The 15,533-nt window shown below is 60.9% G+C and carries 11 protein-coding genes; 7 read left to right on the top strand and 4 right to left on the bottom strand.

Annotated features, from left to right (window positions below; genetic code table 11):
* Positions 1 to 78 precede the first annotated feature (78 nt).
* Positions 79 to 447, bottom strand: coding sequence for a PadR family transcriptional regulator (locus GY33_RS0108720; RefSeq protein ID WP_235185495.1), 369 nt, complete (start codon positions 445 to 447; stop codon positions 79 to 81).
* 405 nt (positions 448 to 852) lie between these two features.
* Here GY33_RS0108720 and GY33_RS0108730 point away from each other — a divergent pair, with 405 nt between their 5' ends.
* The gene (locus tag GY33_RS0108730) at positions 853 to 1,803 is read left to right on the top strand and encodes an arsenic resistance protein (RefSeq protein ID WP_084185064.1); all 951 of its coding nucleotides are present in this window, start codon (positions 853 to 855) and stop codon (positions 1,801 to 1,803) included.
* Positions 1,804 to 1,913: 110 nt separating this feature from the next.
* On the opposite strand, the gene corA is transcribed toward GY33_RS0108730, so the two are convergent.
* The 3 genes from corA to GY33_RS0108755 all read right to left on the bottom strand — a co-directional run bounded on the left by corA (position 1,914) and on the right by GY33_RS0108755 (position 6,326).
* Entirely contained in the window at positions 1,914 to 2,966 is a 1,053-nt protein-coding gene (corA, locus tag GY33_RS0108740; protein ID WP_051822440.1) for a magnesium/cobalt transporter CorA, read from the bottom strand.
* Between the two features lie 657 nt (positions 2,967 to 3,623).
* A complete protein-coding gene (locus GY33_RS0108750; RefSeq protein ID WP_051822441.1) occupies positions 3,624 to 4,307 on the bottom strand; it encodes a metal-dependent transcriptional regulator in 684 nt (227 codons plus the stop codon).
* A gap of 27 nt (positions 4,308 to 4,334) precedes the next feature.
* A complete protein-coding gene (locus GY33_RS0108755) occupies positions 4,335 to 6,326 on the bottom strand; it encodes a ferrous iron transporter B (protein WP_031386970.1) in 1,992 nt (663 codons plus the stop codon).
* 263 nt (positions 6,327 to 6,589) lie between these two features.
* Between GY33_RS0108755 and GY33_RS0108765 the strand changes: the two genes are divergently transcribed.
* The 6 genes from GY33_RS0108765 to GY33_RS0108785 all read left to right on the top strand — a co-directional run bounded on the left by GY33_RS0108765 (position 6,590) and on the right by GY33_RS0108785 (position 15,305).
* On the top strand, positions 6,590 to 6,856 hold the full coding sequence (locus tag GY33_RS0108765) for a hypothetical protein (protein WP_031386972.1): 267 nt from the start codon (positions 6,590 to 6,592) through the stop codon (positions 6,854 to 6,856).
* Between the two features lie 168 nt (positions 6,857 to 7,024).
* Positions 7,025 to 7,156, top strand: coding sequence for a hypothetical protein (locus GY33_RS21965; RefSeq protein ID WP_407637380.1), 132 nt, complete (start codon positions 7,025 to 7,027; stop codon positions 7,154 to 7,156).
* An 83-nt stretch (positions 7,157 to 7,239) separates the two neighbouring features.
* Positions 7,240 to 8,457: a serine hydrolase domain-containing protein gene (locus tag GY33_RS0108770; protein WP_051822442.1), complete on the top strand. Its 1,218-nt coding sequence runs from the start codon at positions 7,240 to 7,242 to the stop codon at positions 8,455 to 8,457.
* Between the two features lie 287 nt (positions 8,458 to 8,744).
* On the top strand, positions 8,745 to 11,351 hold the full coding sequence (locus GY33_RS0108775) for a PEP/pyruvate-binding domain-containing protein (protein ID WP_035271684.1): 2,607 nt from the start codon (positions 8,745 to 8,747) through the stop codon (positions 11,349 to 11,351).
* A 334-nt stretch (positions 11,352 to 11,685) separates the two neighbouring features.
* Complete coding sequence (locus tag GY33_RS0108780) at positions 11,686 to 11,868, top strand: hypothetical protein (protein WP_031386975.1); 183 nt, start codon at positions 11,686 to 11,688, stop codon at positions 11,866 to 11,868.
* A complete protein-coding gene (locus GY33_RS0108785; protein WP_035271686.1) occupies positions 11,865 to 15,305 on the top strand; it encodes a class I SAM-dependent DNA methyltransferase in 3,441 nt (1,146 codons plus the stop codon). The genes GY33_RS0108780 and GY33_RS0108785 overlap by 4 nt, the downstream gene beginning before the upstream one ends.
* Positions 15,306 to 15,533: the final 228 nt, after the last annotated feature.

Here is a 15,533-nt window from a genome sequence, read left to right on the forward strand (position 1 = left end):
GTCGAAGCGTATTTATTCATACGTGAGAGTTTGAACTTTTTGCGGCGACGCAGCAATTGGGAGTATTTCAACGGACTGCTAACCGGTTTCCGGAGCGCCTTGTTTCCGAACTTCCCCATGCCCCGGCATGGTTTCGCCCACAAGCTCCCGCAGCCGTTCCTTGGCCACGGCCAACCCCTCCAGCCCCTTTGCCGTGGCCCGGTAGTGCTTGCGCGTCACCTTCCCGTCCTTTTCCGTGCGGGAGACCAGGTAGCCCCTGCGCTCCATGGCGTGCAGCATCGGATACAGGGTCCCCGGACTCAGCCGATACCCGTGCTCGGCCAGTTCGTCGATCATCCACTGCCCGTAAATTTCCTGCTCCGAGGCGTGGTGGAGCACGTGCAGCCGGACCAGGCCGGAGAGCAGGTCGTGGTGTTCCAGCATTTTCGTGGTGCTTTCTCGTGGCATGTTGAACCCGCCTTTTTTCGATATCGAAATCCGATATAACTTTTCCTTGCCCTGATGGCAAGCGGAGTAAATCGTCTTCCCGCCGTTACTTTCGGGTATGTTGACCGATACATGCGGTTGGAGCAAAATGAAACGTATTGCGAATGCCTTGCGAAATCACTGCTCGGCCAACTGAGTGTTGAAAAAGTCCTTATCAGGCATTCCGTTCAAAAACCCCAAGTGCAAGGAGCAAAAAAAGCTCAAGGTCGAAGCGTATTTATTCATACGTGAGAGTTTGAACTTTTTGCAGCGACGCAGCAATTGGGAGTTTTTCAACGGACTGCAAACCGGCAACACCGGAAGGGCGGAAAAGCGACTCTCCACGTCACGAACACTCGTGTTCAAAATACCAACCGGAGCATGACATTGGACCGATTAACCCTCGAACGTCGTCAGGTCTGGTTGTACCTGTCGACGATCATCGCGGGGCTGCTGGTTGGCAGCGCGTGGCCCGGCGTGGGTCGCCTCTTCGAAGCCCTGCTCTGGCCGACCTTGATCGTCCTGCTCTATGCGACCTTCATCCAGGTGCCGTTGCTGCACCTGCGCGATGCATTCACGGATCACCGATTTCTCGCGGCAACGTTGACCGGAAACTTCCTCATCCTGCCCGTCCTGGTCTGGATCCTGGTGCAGGCGCTGCCTCCGGATCCGGCCTTGCGGCTGGGCGTCCTGTTGGTTCTCTTCGTGCCCTGCACGGACTGGTTCATCACGTTCAGCCAGTTGGGCGGCGGGAACGCGGCCCGGGCCATAGCGGTGACCCCGCTGAATCTGCTTTCGCAGTTGCTGTTTTTGCCCGTCTTTTTGTGGTTGACGCTGGGAACCGAGCTTTCCGCCGTGCTCGGCTTTTCCGAGGTTTGGCCCGCCCTCTTGGTCGTTCTGGTCCCCTTGCTCGCGGCCGCCGGGTCCGAGCGCTGGATCGAGGCCCGCGGGCGAGGGGCCGTCCTGCGCGAGCGATTGGCATGGTGGCCCGTGCCGCTCCTGGCCTTGGTGGTTTTCCTGATTGCCGGAGCCCAGGTCGGCGCGGTTCGCGGCGCACTCGGCCAGCTTGCGGTGGTCGTGCCGTTGTACGCGCTGTTTCTGCTCCTGGCCGCGCTGACCGCCAAAGGACTAGCGACATTCATGCGCCTGCCCGCGGATCAGGGCCGCACCCTGGCGTTCAGCCTCGGCACCCGCAACTCCTTCGTGGTCCTGCCCTTCGCCCTGGCCCTGCCCGCCGGCTGGGAAATCGCCGCCGTGGTGATCGTGGTCCAGTCCCTGGTCGAACTCTTCGGCATGGTCTTCTATCTGTGGTGGGTGCCGCGTAAGCTCTTCAGGTGAGAAAGTTTTCCAAGATCAGCCTCAGCGTCATCCTGACCGCCTCCCCATCGCCGGTCACGTTCGAGGCCATCGCGCTCAATTCCTCTCCCGTGCCTCCAGATCACGGAAAGCTACAGCCAGTGTTTGCGCTTGAAGTAAAGGAGCATCGTCACCGCCACGCCCAGCATGAAGAGCAGGACGAGGGGGTAGCCCCATGACCAGCGCAGTTCGGGCATGAATTCGAAATTCATGCCGTAGACCCCGGCGATGAAGGTCAGGGGGATGAAGATCGTGGCGATCAGAGTGAGGACCTTGATGGTCTCGTTCATGCGCTGGCTGTTTCTGGAGAGGTGCAGCTCCAAAAGGCTGGACGCCAGGTCCCGGAGGCTCTCCACGATGTCCATGGCTTGAACGGCGTGGTCGTGGACGTCGCGAAAAAAGACCCGGGTCTCGGGTTTGATCAGGGGGGAGTCGTCGCGCGTCATCCCGGCAAGGGCCTCTCGGACCGGCCAGATGATCCGGCGCAAAAGGATCGCCTCCCGTCGCAGGCTGTGGAAACGGTGCAGGTCGCTCGGCCCGGGGGCGGTCAGCAGGGCTTCCTCCAGGTGCTCCAATTCCGTGCTGATGCTTTCCAGGACCAGAAAGTAGTTGTCCACCACGGCGTCCAGCAGGGCATAGGCCAGGTAGTCGGGACCGCTCTGGCGGATGCGACCTTTCCCGATGGTGATGCGCTGGCGCACCGCATCGAAGACGTCCCTTTCCGACTCCTGGAAGGAGAGCAGGTAGGTGTCGCCCAGGATCAGGCTGAGCTGTTCGACACGGAAGGAATCGCGGGCTGGTTCGGGGACCAGCATTTTGACGACGATGAACAGAAAGTCGTCGTGGACCTCCAGTTTGGGCCGGTGGTCGGTGTTCAGGATATCCTCCAAAACCAGTGCGGACAGGTTGAATTCACGGCCCAGGGCCGTGACCACGTCAACCTGGTGCAGGCCGTCCACGTTGATCCACGTGATCCCCTGCCCAATGGATTCGGCAATGCCCTCGGCGCTGTCGCGAAGAGGCCACGTCTTCACCTCCGCCGCGTTGTACGTCACCACCCGCAAGGAGGTCTTGTCGGCCATCCGCTCCCCCACATGCACCATGGTGCCCGGAGCGGCCCCGACCTTGGCTTGTCGACTCTTCATGAATCTGCTTCTCATTCGTTCACCAATCCATTGCCTGATACGTCCAAGAGGAAGAAAGCAACCTGTGACAAAACCCCATGCAAACATCCAGAAAGCGCCGTACCCTTAAGCTATACTGCTTGAGGTTGAATATTTAAATTTGATGGCGTTCCAAGAGGGCCATCGCTGTTTTTGGGCTCGCGTTGCATCATTTTATGCCGCCCTTTCAGGGCTATTATTGTTGGGGGGCGTTTTACCCAGGGCGTTGCCCTGGGCTACGGTAGTTCGCCCTTTCAGGGCTTGTCTGAAGCCCCAACGGGGCGACATATTATAGCCCAGGGCAACGCCCTGGGTAGATGAAGTTAAAACAAAAATAGCTCTGTAAGGGCGGCATAAAGGCGGCATCAGATTTTTTTTTTATTGTTTCACCCTAAACCAGTATAATCCGCGCAAAAGCGAACAGGATACCCGTCTTCGCGGTCATGACTGATTCGGATGCGGCGTGGGATCGGCGAAGAATTTCGCCCACCCGCCAGCCGCCGCCAACTGGCTGCCGGCCTGGGTATGCGTCCTGGGAAACCTGGAGCTTTACGCCGTGATAATCTTCCTGTTTCCGACCTTCTGGAAGGCGTGACGGTCAAAGCCCGGAGTAGGAGGAAGAGCCACGGGGCTACCCAATCAACGTTCACGCGCCCCAGCGGTCCCGTCTCCTTCTGCCAGCACTTTCCAGACAAAAATATTCTTGGCGATTTCGTCGTCCAGGGCCAGTTCGGTTTGCTCGTACTTGATGCAGAAGGCCGGGGTCTTGCGGTGGACCGTGACCACCACGCCGGGATTCAGGCCAAGGGAGATGAGCTGTTGCAGGTTGGAGTGGCTGCCGGGCTTGATGTAGGTAATGGTGCCTTTCTCGCCGGGTTGCAGCTCGTTCAGTCCGACCACCGTGTTGCTGATGGTTCGCTGTCCGGCATGACAACACGGGCCCTTGGGGATGGGCTTGCCGTCCGGGCAGAATTCCGGATGCCCCAGCAACGTGCAGATGGATTCTTCCACCTCGGGCAGCAGGGCGTGCTCCACCTCGCAGGCGATCTTTTCCATCTCAGCATTCTTGAGTTTCAGGATGCTTTTGAGCAGCACCTCGGCCAAGCGGTGCCGACGCATGATTTTCTCGGCGTGGGCCTTGCCTTCTCGGGAAAACAGGATTTTTCCCTCGCTGGAGACGAGCAGGCCCTGGCGTTCCAGTTCGGCGACGTCCTCGTCCGAGAACTCCACGCAACAGTGCTTTCTGACGTCGTCCAGAGCATACTTCCCGCATTCGCTGGCGCAGAGGACGGCTTCCAGAATTTCTTCGTGTTTGTGTTCCATAATTCATGATCCTTGCGATCGAAGACGTTATGTGAAGGTGATCCCGGCCAGGCGGCAGAGGTGGTTCAGCAGGCTGGCCAGGATGATGGCGTAGACAGTGACCGTAGCCAGGATCAAGGCTCCGGCCCGTGCGCCGCGCTCCTTGAAGAGCACGATGGTCGCGTTGATGCAGGGGGCCAGGAAGGTCATCAGCACGAGATTGACCACGATCTGCAGATTCGTGAACAGAGGGCTGAGATGCTCCAGTTCGGCCACGCCGCTTTCGCGGCGGATCATGGTCTTGATGAACACCTGGACGCTCTGTTCCGGCAGGCCCATGACCATGTTGATCACCGGTCCCAGGGCGGCTTCCAGGGCGCTCAGGCCACCCACGCGCTGGAAGAGAAAGATGAACATCGAGGCCAGGACAAAGACCGGCAGGGCCTCCTTGATGAAAAACCAGGTTTTCCTGGAGGCCATTTTCATCACCGCCCAGGGCTTGGGCAGGCGCATGGTCGGGATTTCCAGGATCAACTGTGAGCGCTGTCCGGGAATGATCTTATTCGCCAGCCAACCGGCCAGGAGCAGTTGGGAAAAGATCAGTCCGTAGATCGTGATGGAGGCCGAGACGGGCATCTTGGCCAGGATGACCATCATCACCGCCAAGAGCGGAGCGCAGGGCAGGCAGAGGAAGACCAGGAACGAGGCGATGTTCTTTTCCTTGGTCGTGCTGAGCACACGGGTGGTCAGGATGGACATGGTCACGCAGGAAAAGCCCATGACCAGAGGGATCACGCCCTTGCCGTTCAGGCCGATCAAGCGGAAGACCCGGTCCAGGAGCAGGGAAAGACGCACCAGGTATCCGGAATCCTGAAGAGCCCCGAAGGCGATGTAAAAGCAGAAGATCACCGGCATGACCAGCCCCAGGGCCAGAAAAATCCCGGTGGGGATGACGCCGAAGTCCGGGTCCATGAGCATGTCCCGGAGCAGGGCGCTGGGAATGAAGTCGATCAGGGCCGTGAGCAGCGGGATCAGGTGGGGCTCGAAGAGTTCGTCGTGAATCGTGTCCACCAGGAACGTGGCCCCGAAGGCACCGATGAAATAGTACAGGAGCACGAGAATTCCCAGGGCAATGGGGATGCCCGTGGAAAGTTGGGTGCACCAGTCGCCGAAGGAGAGAATCAATGAACTCTTGGAAGGCGGCTCGACCTTCTGGACCTGTTCGGCGATCCTGGCGGCCTCGGCTTGGTACTGGTTGCTCAGTTCGATATCCACGGCAATGGGGCTTTCCCGGCGGGTCTCCGCGGCGAGCCGGCGGAGCTGGTCCAGCATCCCGGCCCCGTATTTGTCCAGGATGTAGCGCTCCACGGCCGGGTCTTCGGTGAGCAGAAGAATGCCCAAGGCACGGGAGGAAAACGCGCCTGAAGGTATGAGTTTCTCCACCACCGCGAGAAACCGGTCCACCCGCGGGGAGTAGGCCGCGACAGGCTTTGCCGGACGAACGTCGTCCAGGGCCCGGGCCAGTTCGCGAACCCCGATCCCTTCCCTGGCGATGGTGGTCATCACGCGGACGCCCAGTTTTTCCGAAAGCTTTGCATAGTCGATTTCAATGCCCCGGGACGCGGCCTCGTCGACCATGTTCACCACCAACAACATGGGCAGCCCGTATTCCGCGAACTGCAGGGCAATGGCGATGGTCCGCCTCAGGTTCTTGGCATCGGCCACCAGAACGATGCGCAGATCCTCGCCGGGGATTTCCCGGGACAGCAGGATGTCCCGGGAGGCGCGTTCATCCTCGTTGGTGGAGAACAGGGAATGGATTCCCGGAGTGTCCAGGGCGACCCCGTCCCGCCCCTTGAGCCGCCCCCGGGGAATGGAGACCGCGATGCCGGGAATCGCGACTTCGGCGCAGTCGGAAGCCGTCAGCCGGTCGTACAAGGTGCTCTTGCCGACCTTCATCGTGCCGAGGAACACGTAATGGGGGATGGGCCCCTTGGCGGCGTCGGAGTGGCAGGTGTCGCAGTGTTCGCAGGTGGTCATGGTTCTCTCACGGTATTCTCGCAATGGTCGGTTATATGGAGGCGGAAGAGGGGAGCCGTCCGTTCTCTTTGGTCGTCGAGTTCCTTCCCAAGCTTTCTGAAGTCCGTCAAGGATACTTGCTTCAAAATGGCGGCTCGTGATTCGTCGGGAGTTCTTCTGTGATTGATTTTTTTCGTGTCTGCTGCCACGTTGTCGATGAATTGATCGAATATCAGGCGGACCCATAAAGACAAGTCTGTCCGTCAAACCAAGGAGGGAGCATCTTGAAAAAGACCACTCTCATTACCAGCCTGGCTCTGGGCGGTTTTTTACTGTTCGCAGGCACGGCAGCCGTTTCCGCCGTAGCCCTGGACGGGGAAAAGCTCATTCAGGAGCGGTGTTCCCAGTGTCACGGTCTGAGAAAGGTTGAGCGGGCAACCAAGGACCAAGCAGGTTGGGAAACCACGGTGGACCGGATGATCGGCAAGCGGGCCGGATTGCTCAATGCCGAGGAGCGGGACGCAGTGGTGGAATATTTGGCGAACCGGTAGGACGATTTCGTGAACAAGGATGTCACAAGTTCGGCCGTTATCGCCTTGGCGATGGCGGCCGTGCTTTTTTGGGCGTTGGCATGTCCTGGTTTTGCGTTGGACCAGGGCGACCTGGAGCACTTGCTGGTCACCCGGTCTTGTCCAGGATGCGATCTCAGTTAGGCGGATTTGAGCAAAGCCGATCTGAGAGGGGCCGAGATCGATGACGCGGAATGGAACGGGGCAACTCTTGACGGGGCCGTATGGATCGATGGCCGCGTGTGCGGAACTGGTTCCAGAAGCGGATGCAGGTTGGATTGAAATGAGGGCTTGCGATTGATGTTTTGCATGGATTCAGAACATCCAGGAGCAGGATATCTTTCTGGTAGAGGTAAGGAGGTCACATGTCACGTCATTGTCATCGTCCGCGCTTTTCGCTGCTCGGGCTGTGCTGGTTGTGGCTCGTCAGCCTCACCGGCTCGGGCATGGCTCAGGTTGGTTTTTCGCCGCCGGACGAACTGGAAGCGACCATGTTCCGTCTGATGGACAAATGGCAGGTGCATGGAACATCCGTGGCCTTGGTGGAGGACGGGAAGGTGGTTTGGGAGGAAGGGTATGGGTGGGCGGACATGGAGGCGTGGCTTCCGGCCCTGCCGGATACGGTCTTTCAGGCGGCCTCCATTTCCAAGGCCGTGAGCGCGGTACTGGTCTTGCGGTTGGTCCAGGACGGGCTGTTGGATTTGGATGAACCGGTTTCCCGGTACGTGACCCGCTGGCGACTCCCGGAATCGGAGTTCGACCTTGACGGGGTGACGCTGCGCCGGATTCTCAGCCATACCGCCGGGCTTTCCGTGCCGGGGTACATGGGCTTTTTGCCGGACCAGCCGGTTCAGGCCTTGGAAGCATCCCTGACCTCGGCTTCGGACGGCGGCGATTCGGGCGTGGCCGTGATCCTGCCGCCCGGGGAGCAGTGGGCCTACTCCGGTGGAGGCTACACCCTGATGGAACTGCTGGTCGAAGAGGTCACCGGGAGGCCTTTCGCTCAACTGGCCCGGGATCTGATTTTGAATCCGCTGGGCATGGAATCGAGCAGCTTTGGCGACGATCCTCGGCTCCACGGCCACAAGGCCTGGTCCTACACCGCGGACAACGCCGCCGTGCCGGAACGCCGGTTCACGGCCCTGGCCGCGGCCGGCCTGTGGTCCACGGCCGGAGATCTTGGCCGCTTCGCCGCCGGGTTGACCGCGAGCGGACCGGAGGAAGGAGAGGGCGGTCCCAGCCTGGGTTTGGAGCGCTCACTCCTGCGGGACATGCTTTCCCCTCAGCCCGGCGCAAAAAGCGGACTGGTCTTTTCCGGAAGCCGCTGGGGGCTTGGGCTGGGGCTGTTGGAACTCCCGGAGGGCCAAGGCTTGTTGGCCTTTCATCCCGGCGACAATCTCCCGGCTTGGCATTCCTTGCTGGCATTCCTGCCCGGCCATGAGCCGGACGGCTCCCAGGTACGGGGCCTTGCTGTTTTGACCAATGGCGAACACGGAGACGAACTGGTTCTGGACGTCGTGTGTCTGTGGCTGGAGGCGATGAGGGTGCGAGGTGTCGAGGAATGTCTGGAGAGGACACCCTGAGGTAAGTTGAAAAAAACTACAATGAATAAAAGATGCGGACAAACGTCTTTGTTGCCATTAAATCGATGTCTTGACGCATTCAAAAAGGTGATTTTCGCGGTGCTGTTCGCGGGAGCTTGCCTTTTCTAGATGGCGGGGATAGATATAAAGAAATTTTTCAGAAACACATTCTGTTTGTACTTTGTACCCAAAATGGGCTCCGGTTTTTTACCGGAGCCCATTTTATTTTTTGTTTTTGGCAAAAAGAATGATTTCAGTGGACGCGTGATCGCGAAAGGAGAAGGAAAATGCTCGCTTATGTCAAAGGATGGATCGGGTCCGCCGTCAAAACCGAAACCGAGAAGGAGGTTTTCGCGGAGCGGTACAATATCTTCAAGGAGCTATTGGAGAAGAACACCGCCTCGCTCCATGTGATCAATGACATCGAAGACATGATGCTCAATCCGGACGCGTTCGATTACGACGAGGTCGTTGCTTTGTGTGAGCGTCTCGTGGCCATTGTTCGCGATCTTTCATCCGATCTGGATGCGCTTTCCCGGAATCGGTTCACGGATCTCAGGAGCGTCGCCGACAGGATCGGCCGGTCCGTTCTCAAGGAGCTGCGGGGACGGCAAAGGCTGGAAAAGAGCAATTGGACCATCTCCCTGGCCAACTTGAGTCGCGAGAAAAGCGCGTTAGTGGGGAACAAGGCGGCCAACTTGGCCGATATTTCAAACAGGGCGCATTTGCCCGCGCCCAAGGGGTTCGCGGTCACGGCCTTCTCGTGTCACCATTTTTTCAAGCAGGCGGGAATCTATGAAAAGGTCAGGCGTAAGCTGCGGCAACTCGACGTCCGGGACATGGAACGTCTCGAAACGGTCTGCGCCGAGATCAAGGATCTGATTCTCGGCTCGCGGTTGCCCGACGACGTCGCGAGAGCCGTCATTCACGAGGCCCGGGTTTTAACCGGTGATCTCGGCGAGGATCTGCGTTTCGCCGTTCGCAGCAGCGCCAGCGCCGAGGATTCTCCATCTTCTTCCTTTGCCGGACAGTACGACAGCGTCTTGAACGTCCCCGTCGAAAATCTGCTTGCGGCCTATAAAGAGGTCGTGGCCGGGATATTCAACCCCAGGGCGGTATTCTACCGACGCGGCAAGGGATATCGGGACATCGACGATCTGATGAGCGTTCTGTGCGTGGCCATGGTGGATGCCGTGTCCAGCGGTTGCCTGTACACCATTGATCCGAACTATCACGTGACCGACAACATCTGCGTCAACGCCAACTGGGGCCTTGGGGTGAGCGTCGTGGACGGGTCGGCGAGAACCGACTACTGGCGGATCTGTCGGGAGACCAGGGAGGTTCTGGAGCGGGAGATTGCCGGAAAAGACACCATGCTTTGCATGGATAGGGAACAGGGGCTGCGCCTGAGCGAGACGCCCCCGGCCCGGCGGAAGGCTCCCTGTCTGACCCCCGAACAACTCCGCGTCCTGACCGACTACGGGTTGAAGCTGGAACAGCATTTCGGCACGCCTTTGGATATTGAATGGGCCCTGGATCAAGCCGGCAAGATCATCATCCTGCAAGCCCGCCCCTTGCAGAGGGTCACGGACGACCTGCCCGTCGAAGAGCTGGGGAGGGACGTCCACGTGCCCCGCGAGCGCGTCCTGATCCACGCGGGCATGACCGCCGCCCCCGGCGCGGCCAGCGGCCCGGCGTATATCCTGGAGGACGATCAAAGCCTGGCCGGCATTCCCGAAGGCTCCATCCTCGTGGCTCGCCAGACGTCGCCGACCCTTGTTCCGGCCATGAGCCGGGTCAAGGGGATCGTGACGGATGTGGGCAGCGTCACCGGGCATATGGCTTCCGTGGCCAGGGAGTTCAAGATTCCGACCCTGGTCGGGATCGAAACCGGGACGCGGACCATTCAAGCCGGGGACATCATTACCTTGGACGCCACCCGCAGGACCATTTACAAGGGAGAAGTGCCCGCCGTCATCCGGCAAAAGGCTCCGGCCAACCTGATCGCGGACAGTCCGGTCCATATCCGTGTCCGCGGGGTGTTGAACAAGGTCGTTCCGCTGAACCTGCTCGACCCGCGAAGCGCGGAGTTTACCCCGGAGGGCTGCGCCACGTTGCACGACGTGATTCGTTTTGCCCACGAAATGGCGATGCGGGAGATGTTTCACCTGGGAGACGGGCTCAGGGGCCGATCCGGGGCCGGACGGATTGGAAAAAAGCTGCGCGATACGCCGCTGAACGCCTATGTCCTGGACCTGGGCGGAGGGATCGAACGAACGGGGAACTCCGCGAAAGATGCGGGCGAGGTCGCCGTGGAGGAGATCGCCTCGGTGCCGTTCCAGGCCCTGCTCAAAGGCGTGACTCATGAAAAGGTGCGCTGGTCCGGTCCGGTTCAGGTGAACATGCGGGGACTCTTGGCCGTGGTCGCGAAGGGCGTGCTCAACGATCCGCTCCTGCGTGGAGGCCTGGGAGAGCCCAATTACGCCATTATTTCCAAAAGGTATCTCAATTTCAACGCCCGGCTCGGCTACCATTTCGCGACCATCGACTCCTTTTGCTCCGAGCAGGTCAACTCCAACTACGTGACTTTCTCGTTCAAAGGCGGGGCAGCGGACGTTGGACGGCGGACGAGACGAGCCGAACTGATGGCCCTGATCCTCAAAAGGATGGGGTTTCGGGTCGAGCACAAGGGCGACCTGCTCAAGGCTGAAATGCGAAAGTACGATGTCGGGCGACTAACGGAGAAGTTAGACCTGATCGGGCGTCTGTTGGGCTCCGTGCGGCTGCTGGACATGGTCCTGACCGACGATGGAGAACTTCAGTGGTATGCGGAGGAGTTCTTCAAAGGCAACTACACCTTTGAACAACAGTCTTCGCGAGTTTTGGGCCGCTGATGTCCGCAAGGAGTAGGGGCGACCGGCCGGTCGCCCCTACGGCCTGGGCATGAACAACCGCAACCGGAAGTGTCAACCAATTTACGCGGCAAAATGAACCAGCCCACACATTTTGTTGCCGTGAAAATTCGCCGCAAATGCAGGGGCGACCCTCGCGGCCGCCCTGGGTGGGCGAGGAGTGGTCACGTCGTCAAGCCTTTGATCTGGTTAATGAATTGGCATTCGTGTGGAGGCAGCTGTAGGATTGACGGCCTGTTGCCCTCCGGATCACTCTGGAATACGGGATTGAGCGGAGACAGGCATCGGAAAACACAGATCGAAAGGAGTCCTCTTCATGCTGCACCTGCCCGTAGGGATCAACGCGCTGGATACAATCCATTCCCGTGGATTCGCCAATACGGACGAGACGGAGTCCGTCAGCCAGTCGGCGTTCACGCCCGGAGCCCGCATCCTTTCCCGTTCCCTCCGCCTTGATAAGAGCCTGCTTCTGGAAACCAGTAAATTCTCCGCGTCATGACCTCCCCTTCCTTGGACGCCTTTATCCGCAAATGGCGCAGCGCAGGCGGGGCGGAGCGGGCCAATGCCCAGCCGTTTTTGTGCGATTTGTGCGAACTGCTGGGCGTGCCCGGTCCGGACCCGGCCCAGCCCGAGGACCGGAACAACGCCTATGTGTTCGAGCGCCGGGTGATCTTCCAGCACGGCGACGGCTCCTCCAGCCACGGGTACATCGATCTGTACAAGCGCGGCTGTTTTGTCCTGGAATCCAAACAGGGCGTCCGGCGCAAGGAGGCCGAACGCCTTTCCCAGGCTGGGCGGGACAGCGCCCGCGCGGCCAAAAAGGGCATCGGCCCGCGCCACTCTCCGGCCTGGGACGACGCCATGCTCCGGGCCAAGGGCCAGGCCGAACAGTACGCCCGGGCCCTCCCGGCGGAGGAGGGCCGCCCGCCGTTTCTGGTGGTCGTGGACGTGGGCCATTCCATTGAGCTGTACAGCGAGTTCACCCGCACCGGCGGCGCCTACGTTCCCTTCCCCGACCCCCAAACCCACCGTCTGCTGCTGTCCCGTCTGGATCAGGACGATTTGGACCTGTTGCGCGCGGTCTGGACCGATCCGCTGTCCCTGGACCCGGCCCGACGCACGGCCCGGGTGACCCGGGAGATCGCGGACCGGCTGGCTCGGCTGGCCCGCTCCCTGGAACTGGCCGGACATGCTCCGGAAGATGCGGCCGGGTTTCTGATGCGCTGTCTGTTCACCATGTTCGCCGAGGATGTGGGCCTGCTGGAGAAGGAATCCTTTTCCAAGCTGCTGCGCGAGCTGCGGGACCGGCCCGAGAACTTTCCGCCGATGATCGAAAGCCTCTGGCAGAGCATGAAGACCGGCGGATTTTCCCCGGCCCTGCGCTCCCAGGTGATGCACTTCAACGGCTTCCTGTTCGAGGACGTCCGCGCCCTGGCCCTGACCCGGGATCAGATCGAGCTGCTCATCGAGGCGGCCCGGGCCGACTGGCGGGAGGTGGACCCGGCCATTTTCGGCACCCTGCTGGAACGCGCCCTGGACCCCAGGGAGCGGCACAAGCTGGGCGCCCATTTCACCCCGCCGGCCTATGTGGAGCGGCTGGTCATGGCCGCGGTGATCGGTCCGGTGCGCGGGGAATGGGAGGCGGTGCAGGCCGCGGCCCTGACCTTTGCCCGGCAGAACAAGACGAACGAGGCGATCAAGGCGGTCCAGGCCTTTCACCGCAAGCTGTGCCGCGTCCGGGTCCTGGACCCGGCCTGCGGCACGGGCAATTTCCTGTACGTGATCCTGATGCACCTCAAGCGCATCGAGGGCGAGGTGCTCCGGCTGGAACAGGACCTGGGCTATACGTGGATCCGCCTGGAAGGCGGCCTGACCATCAACCCGTCCCAGTTGCTCGGCCTGGAGGTCAATCCGCGGGCCGCGGCCATCGCCAACCTGGTGCTCTGGATCGGCTATCTGCAATGGCACTTCCGGACCATGGGCCATGTCCGCCCGGCCGAGCCGGTGATCAGGAAATTCACGAACATCACCTGCCGCGACGCCCTGCTGGATTGGGACGCCATCGAGGAAGTCCGCGACGCAAAGGGCCAGATCCTGACCCGCTGGGACGGCCGCACCACCCGCCCCCATCCAACCACGGGCCGCGAAGTGCCCGACGAGACGGCCCGGGCTCCGGTCCTGCGCTACGTCAATCCCCGCCCGGCGGTCTGGCCCGAGGCCGACTACATCGCCGGCAACCCGCCGTTCATCGGTCCGGCCCGGATGCGCGAGGCCCTGGGCGACGGCTACACCGAGGCCGTCCGCGCCACCCACACGGACGTACCCGAGTCCTGCGACTTCGTGATGTACTGGTGGAACCACGCCGCCACCCTGGCCCGCCAGGGCAAGATCCAGCGCTTCGGTTTCATCGCCACCAACAGCCTGCGCCAGACCTTCAACCGCCGGATTCTCCAACACCACATGCAGGCCGACCCGCCCCTGTCCCTGCTCTACGCCGTACCCGATCACCCCTGGGTGGACGAAGCCGACGGCGCGGCCGTCCGCATTTCCATGACCGTGGCCGCGGTTGGAGAACAGGAGGGAGTTCTTGAAACAGTTGTCAGTGAGAACAGCAGTGGTGAATTGGGGCGGGATGTGGTGTTGGAAGCCCGGCGGGGCCGGCTCTGGTCGGATTTGACCGTTGGTGCGGATATTGCCTCAGTCTCAGCGCTGAAAGCCAATCAGGACATAAGTTGCCGAGGCGTTCAACTCATCGGCTCCGGTTTCATCGTCACCCCTCCGGAAGCCGAACGCCTGGGGCTGGGCCGCATCCCCGGACTGGACCGACATATCCGCGAATATCGTCATGGACGGGATATCACGGCCCGGCCACGCGGCGTAATGGTCATCGACCTCTTTGGCCTGCGGGCCGAGGAAGTGCGGGAGAGGTATCCAGAGGTCTATCAGTGGGTCGTGGAGCGAGTGAAACCGGAGCGTGACCAGAACAACAGAAAGGGATACCGGGAAAACTGGTGGATTCACGGCGAACCGAGAGGCAATTTTCGTCCGGCTCTCGTCGGCCTTCAACGGTACGTCACGACTTCAGAAACCGCCAAGCACCGCTTCTTCGTCTTCCTTGACCAGTCCATTCTTCCGGACAACATGCTGGTGAACATCGCCCATGAGGACGCTTTTGTCCTCGGCGTACTTTCCAGCCGGATTCATGTTGTCTGGGCCTTGGCCGTTGGCGGAAAGCTGGGAGTGGGCAACGACCCTCGCTACAACAAGACCCGCTGCTTCGAGACCTTCCCTTTTCCCGTCGCGACGGAAGACCAGAAGGCCCGAATCCGCGAGCTGGCCGAGCGGTTGGACGGGCATCGCAAGAGTCGGCAGGAGCTGCATCCGGATCTGACCATGACCGGGATGTATAATGTGCTGGAGAAGCTGCGCTCCGGGGAAGCGCTCAGCGCCAAGGAGCGGACCATTCACGAGCAGGGGTTGGTGGCGGTGCTCAAGGAGCTGCACGACGAGTTGGACCGGGCCGTGGCCCTGGCCTATGGCTGGCCCGAGGAGATGACGGACGATGAGATTCTGGAGCGGCTGGTCCGGTTGAACCAGGAACGGGCCGCGGAGGAACGGCGGGGCCTGGTGCGCTGGTTGCGGCCCGAGTATCAGAACCCGGGCGGGATCAGCGGGGAGCGGGCGGCCCTGGGCGTCAGCACCGCGCCGGAGGCCGTTGTCGCCAAGGGCAAAAAATCCCCCTGGCCCGCCACCATGCCCGAACAGGTCCAGGCCGTCCGCGCCATCCTGGCCGCCTCCCCGTCACCGGCCACGGCCGACGCCATCGCCAAATCCTTCACCCGCGCCCCCCGCGCCCGAATCGCCGAAATCCTGGAAACTCTGGCCGCCTTGGGCACGGCTCGGGAGGTGGAGGAGGGGCGGTTTATCGGGCAGTAAAGAAGCGAGTAAAAGTAACCTGGACAGTGTGGCAGTTATTCCCGTGTCGCGTTTGACCCTCCGTAGGGGCAGGCCTTGCGCCTACCCTGGAAGGTCGCAATAATGCGGGACAGCGGCAATATGTCGGCATTCAGCGCGATTGCTTAGAATCAGGGCAGGCGCAAGGCCTGCCCCTACGGCAATAATTGCCAGAAAAATATTCCAAGATATCATTGCCTGAACCGCACG

It is taken from the genome of Desulfonatronum thiodismutans (genome assembly GCF_000717475.1).
Classification (GTDB): Bacteria; Desulfobacterota; Desulfovibrionia; order Desulfovibrionales; family Desulfonatronaceae; genus Desulfonatronum; species Desulfonatronum thiodismutans.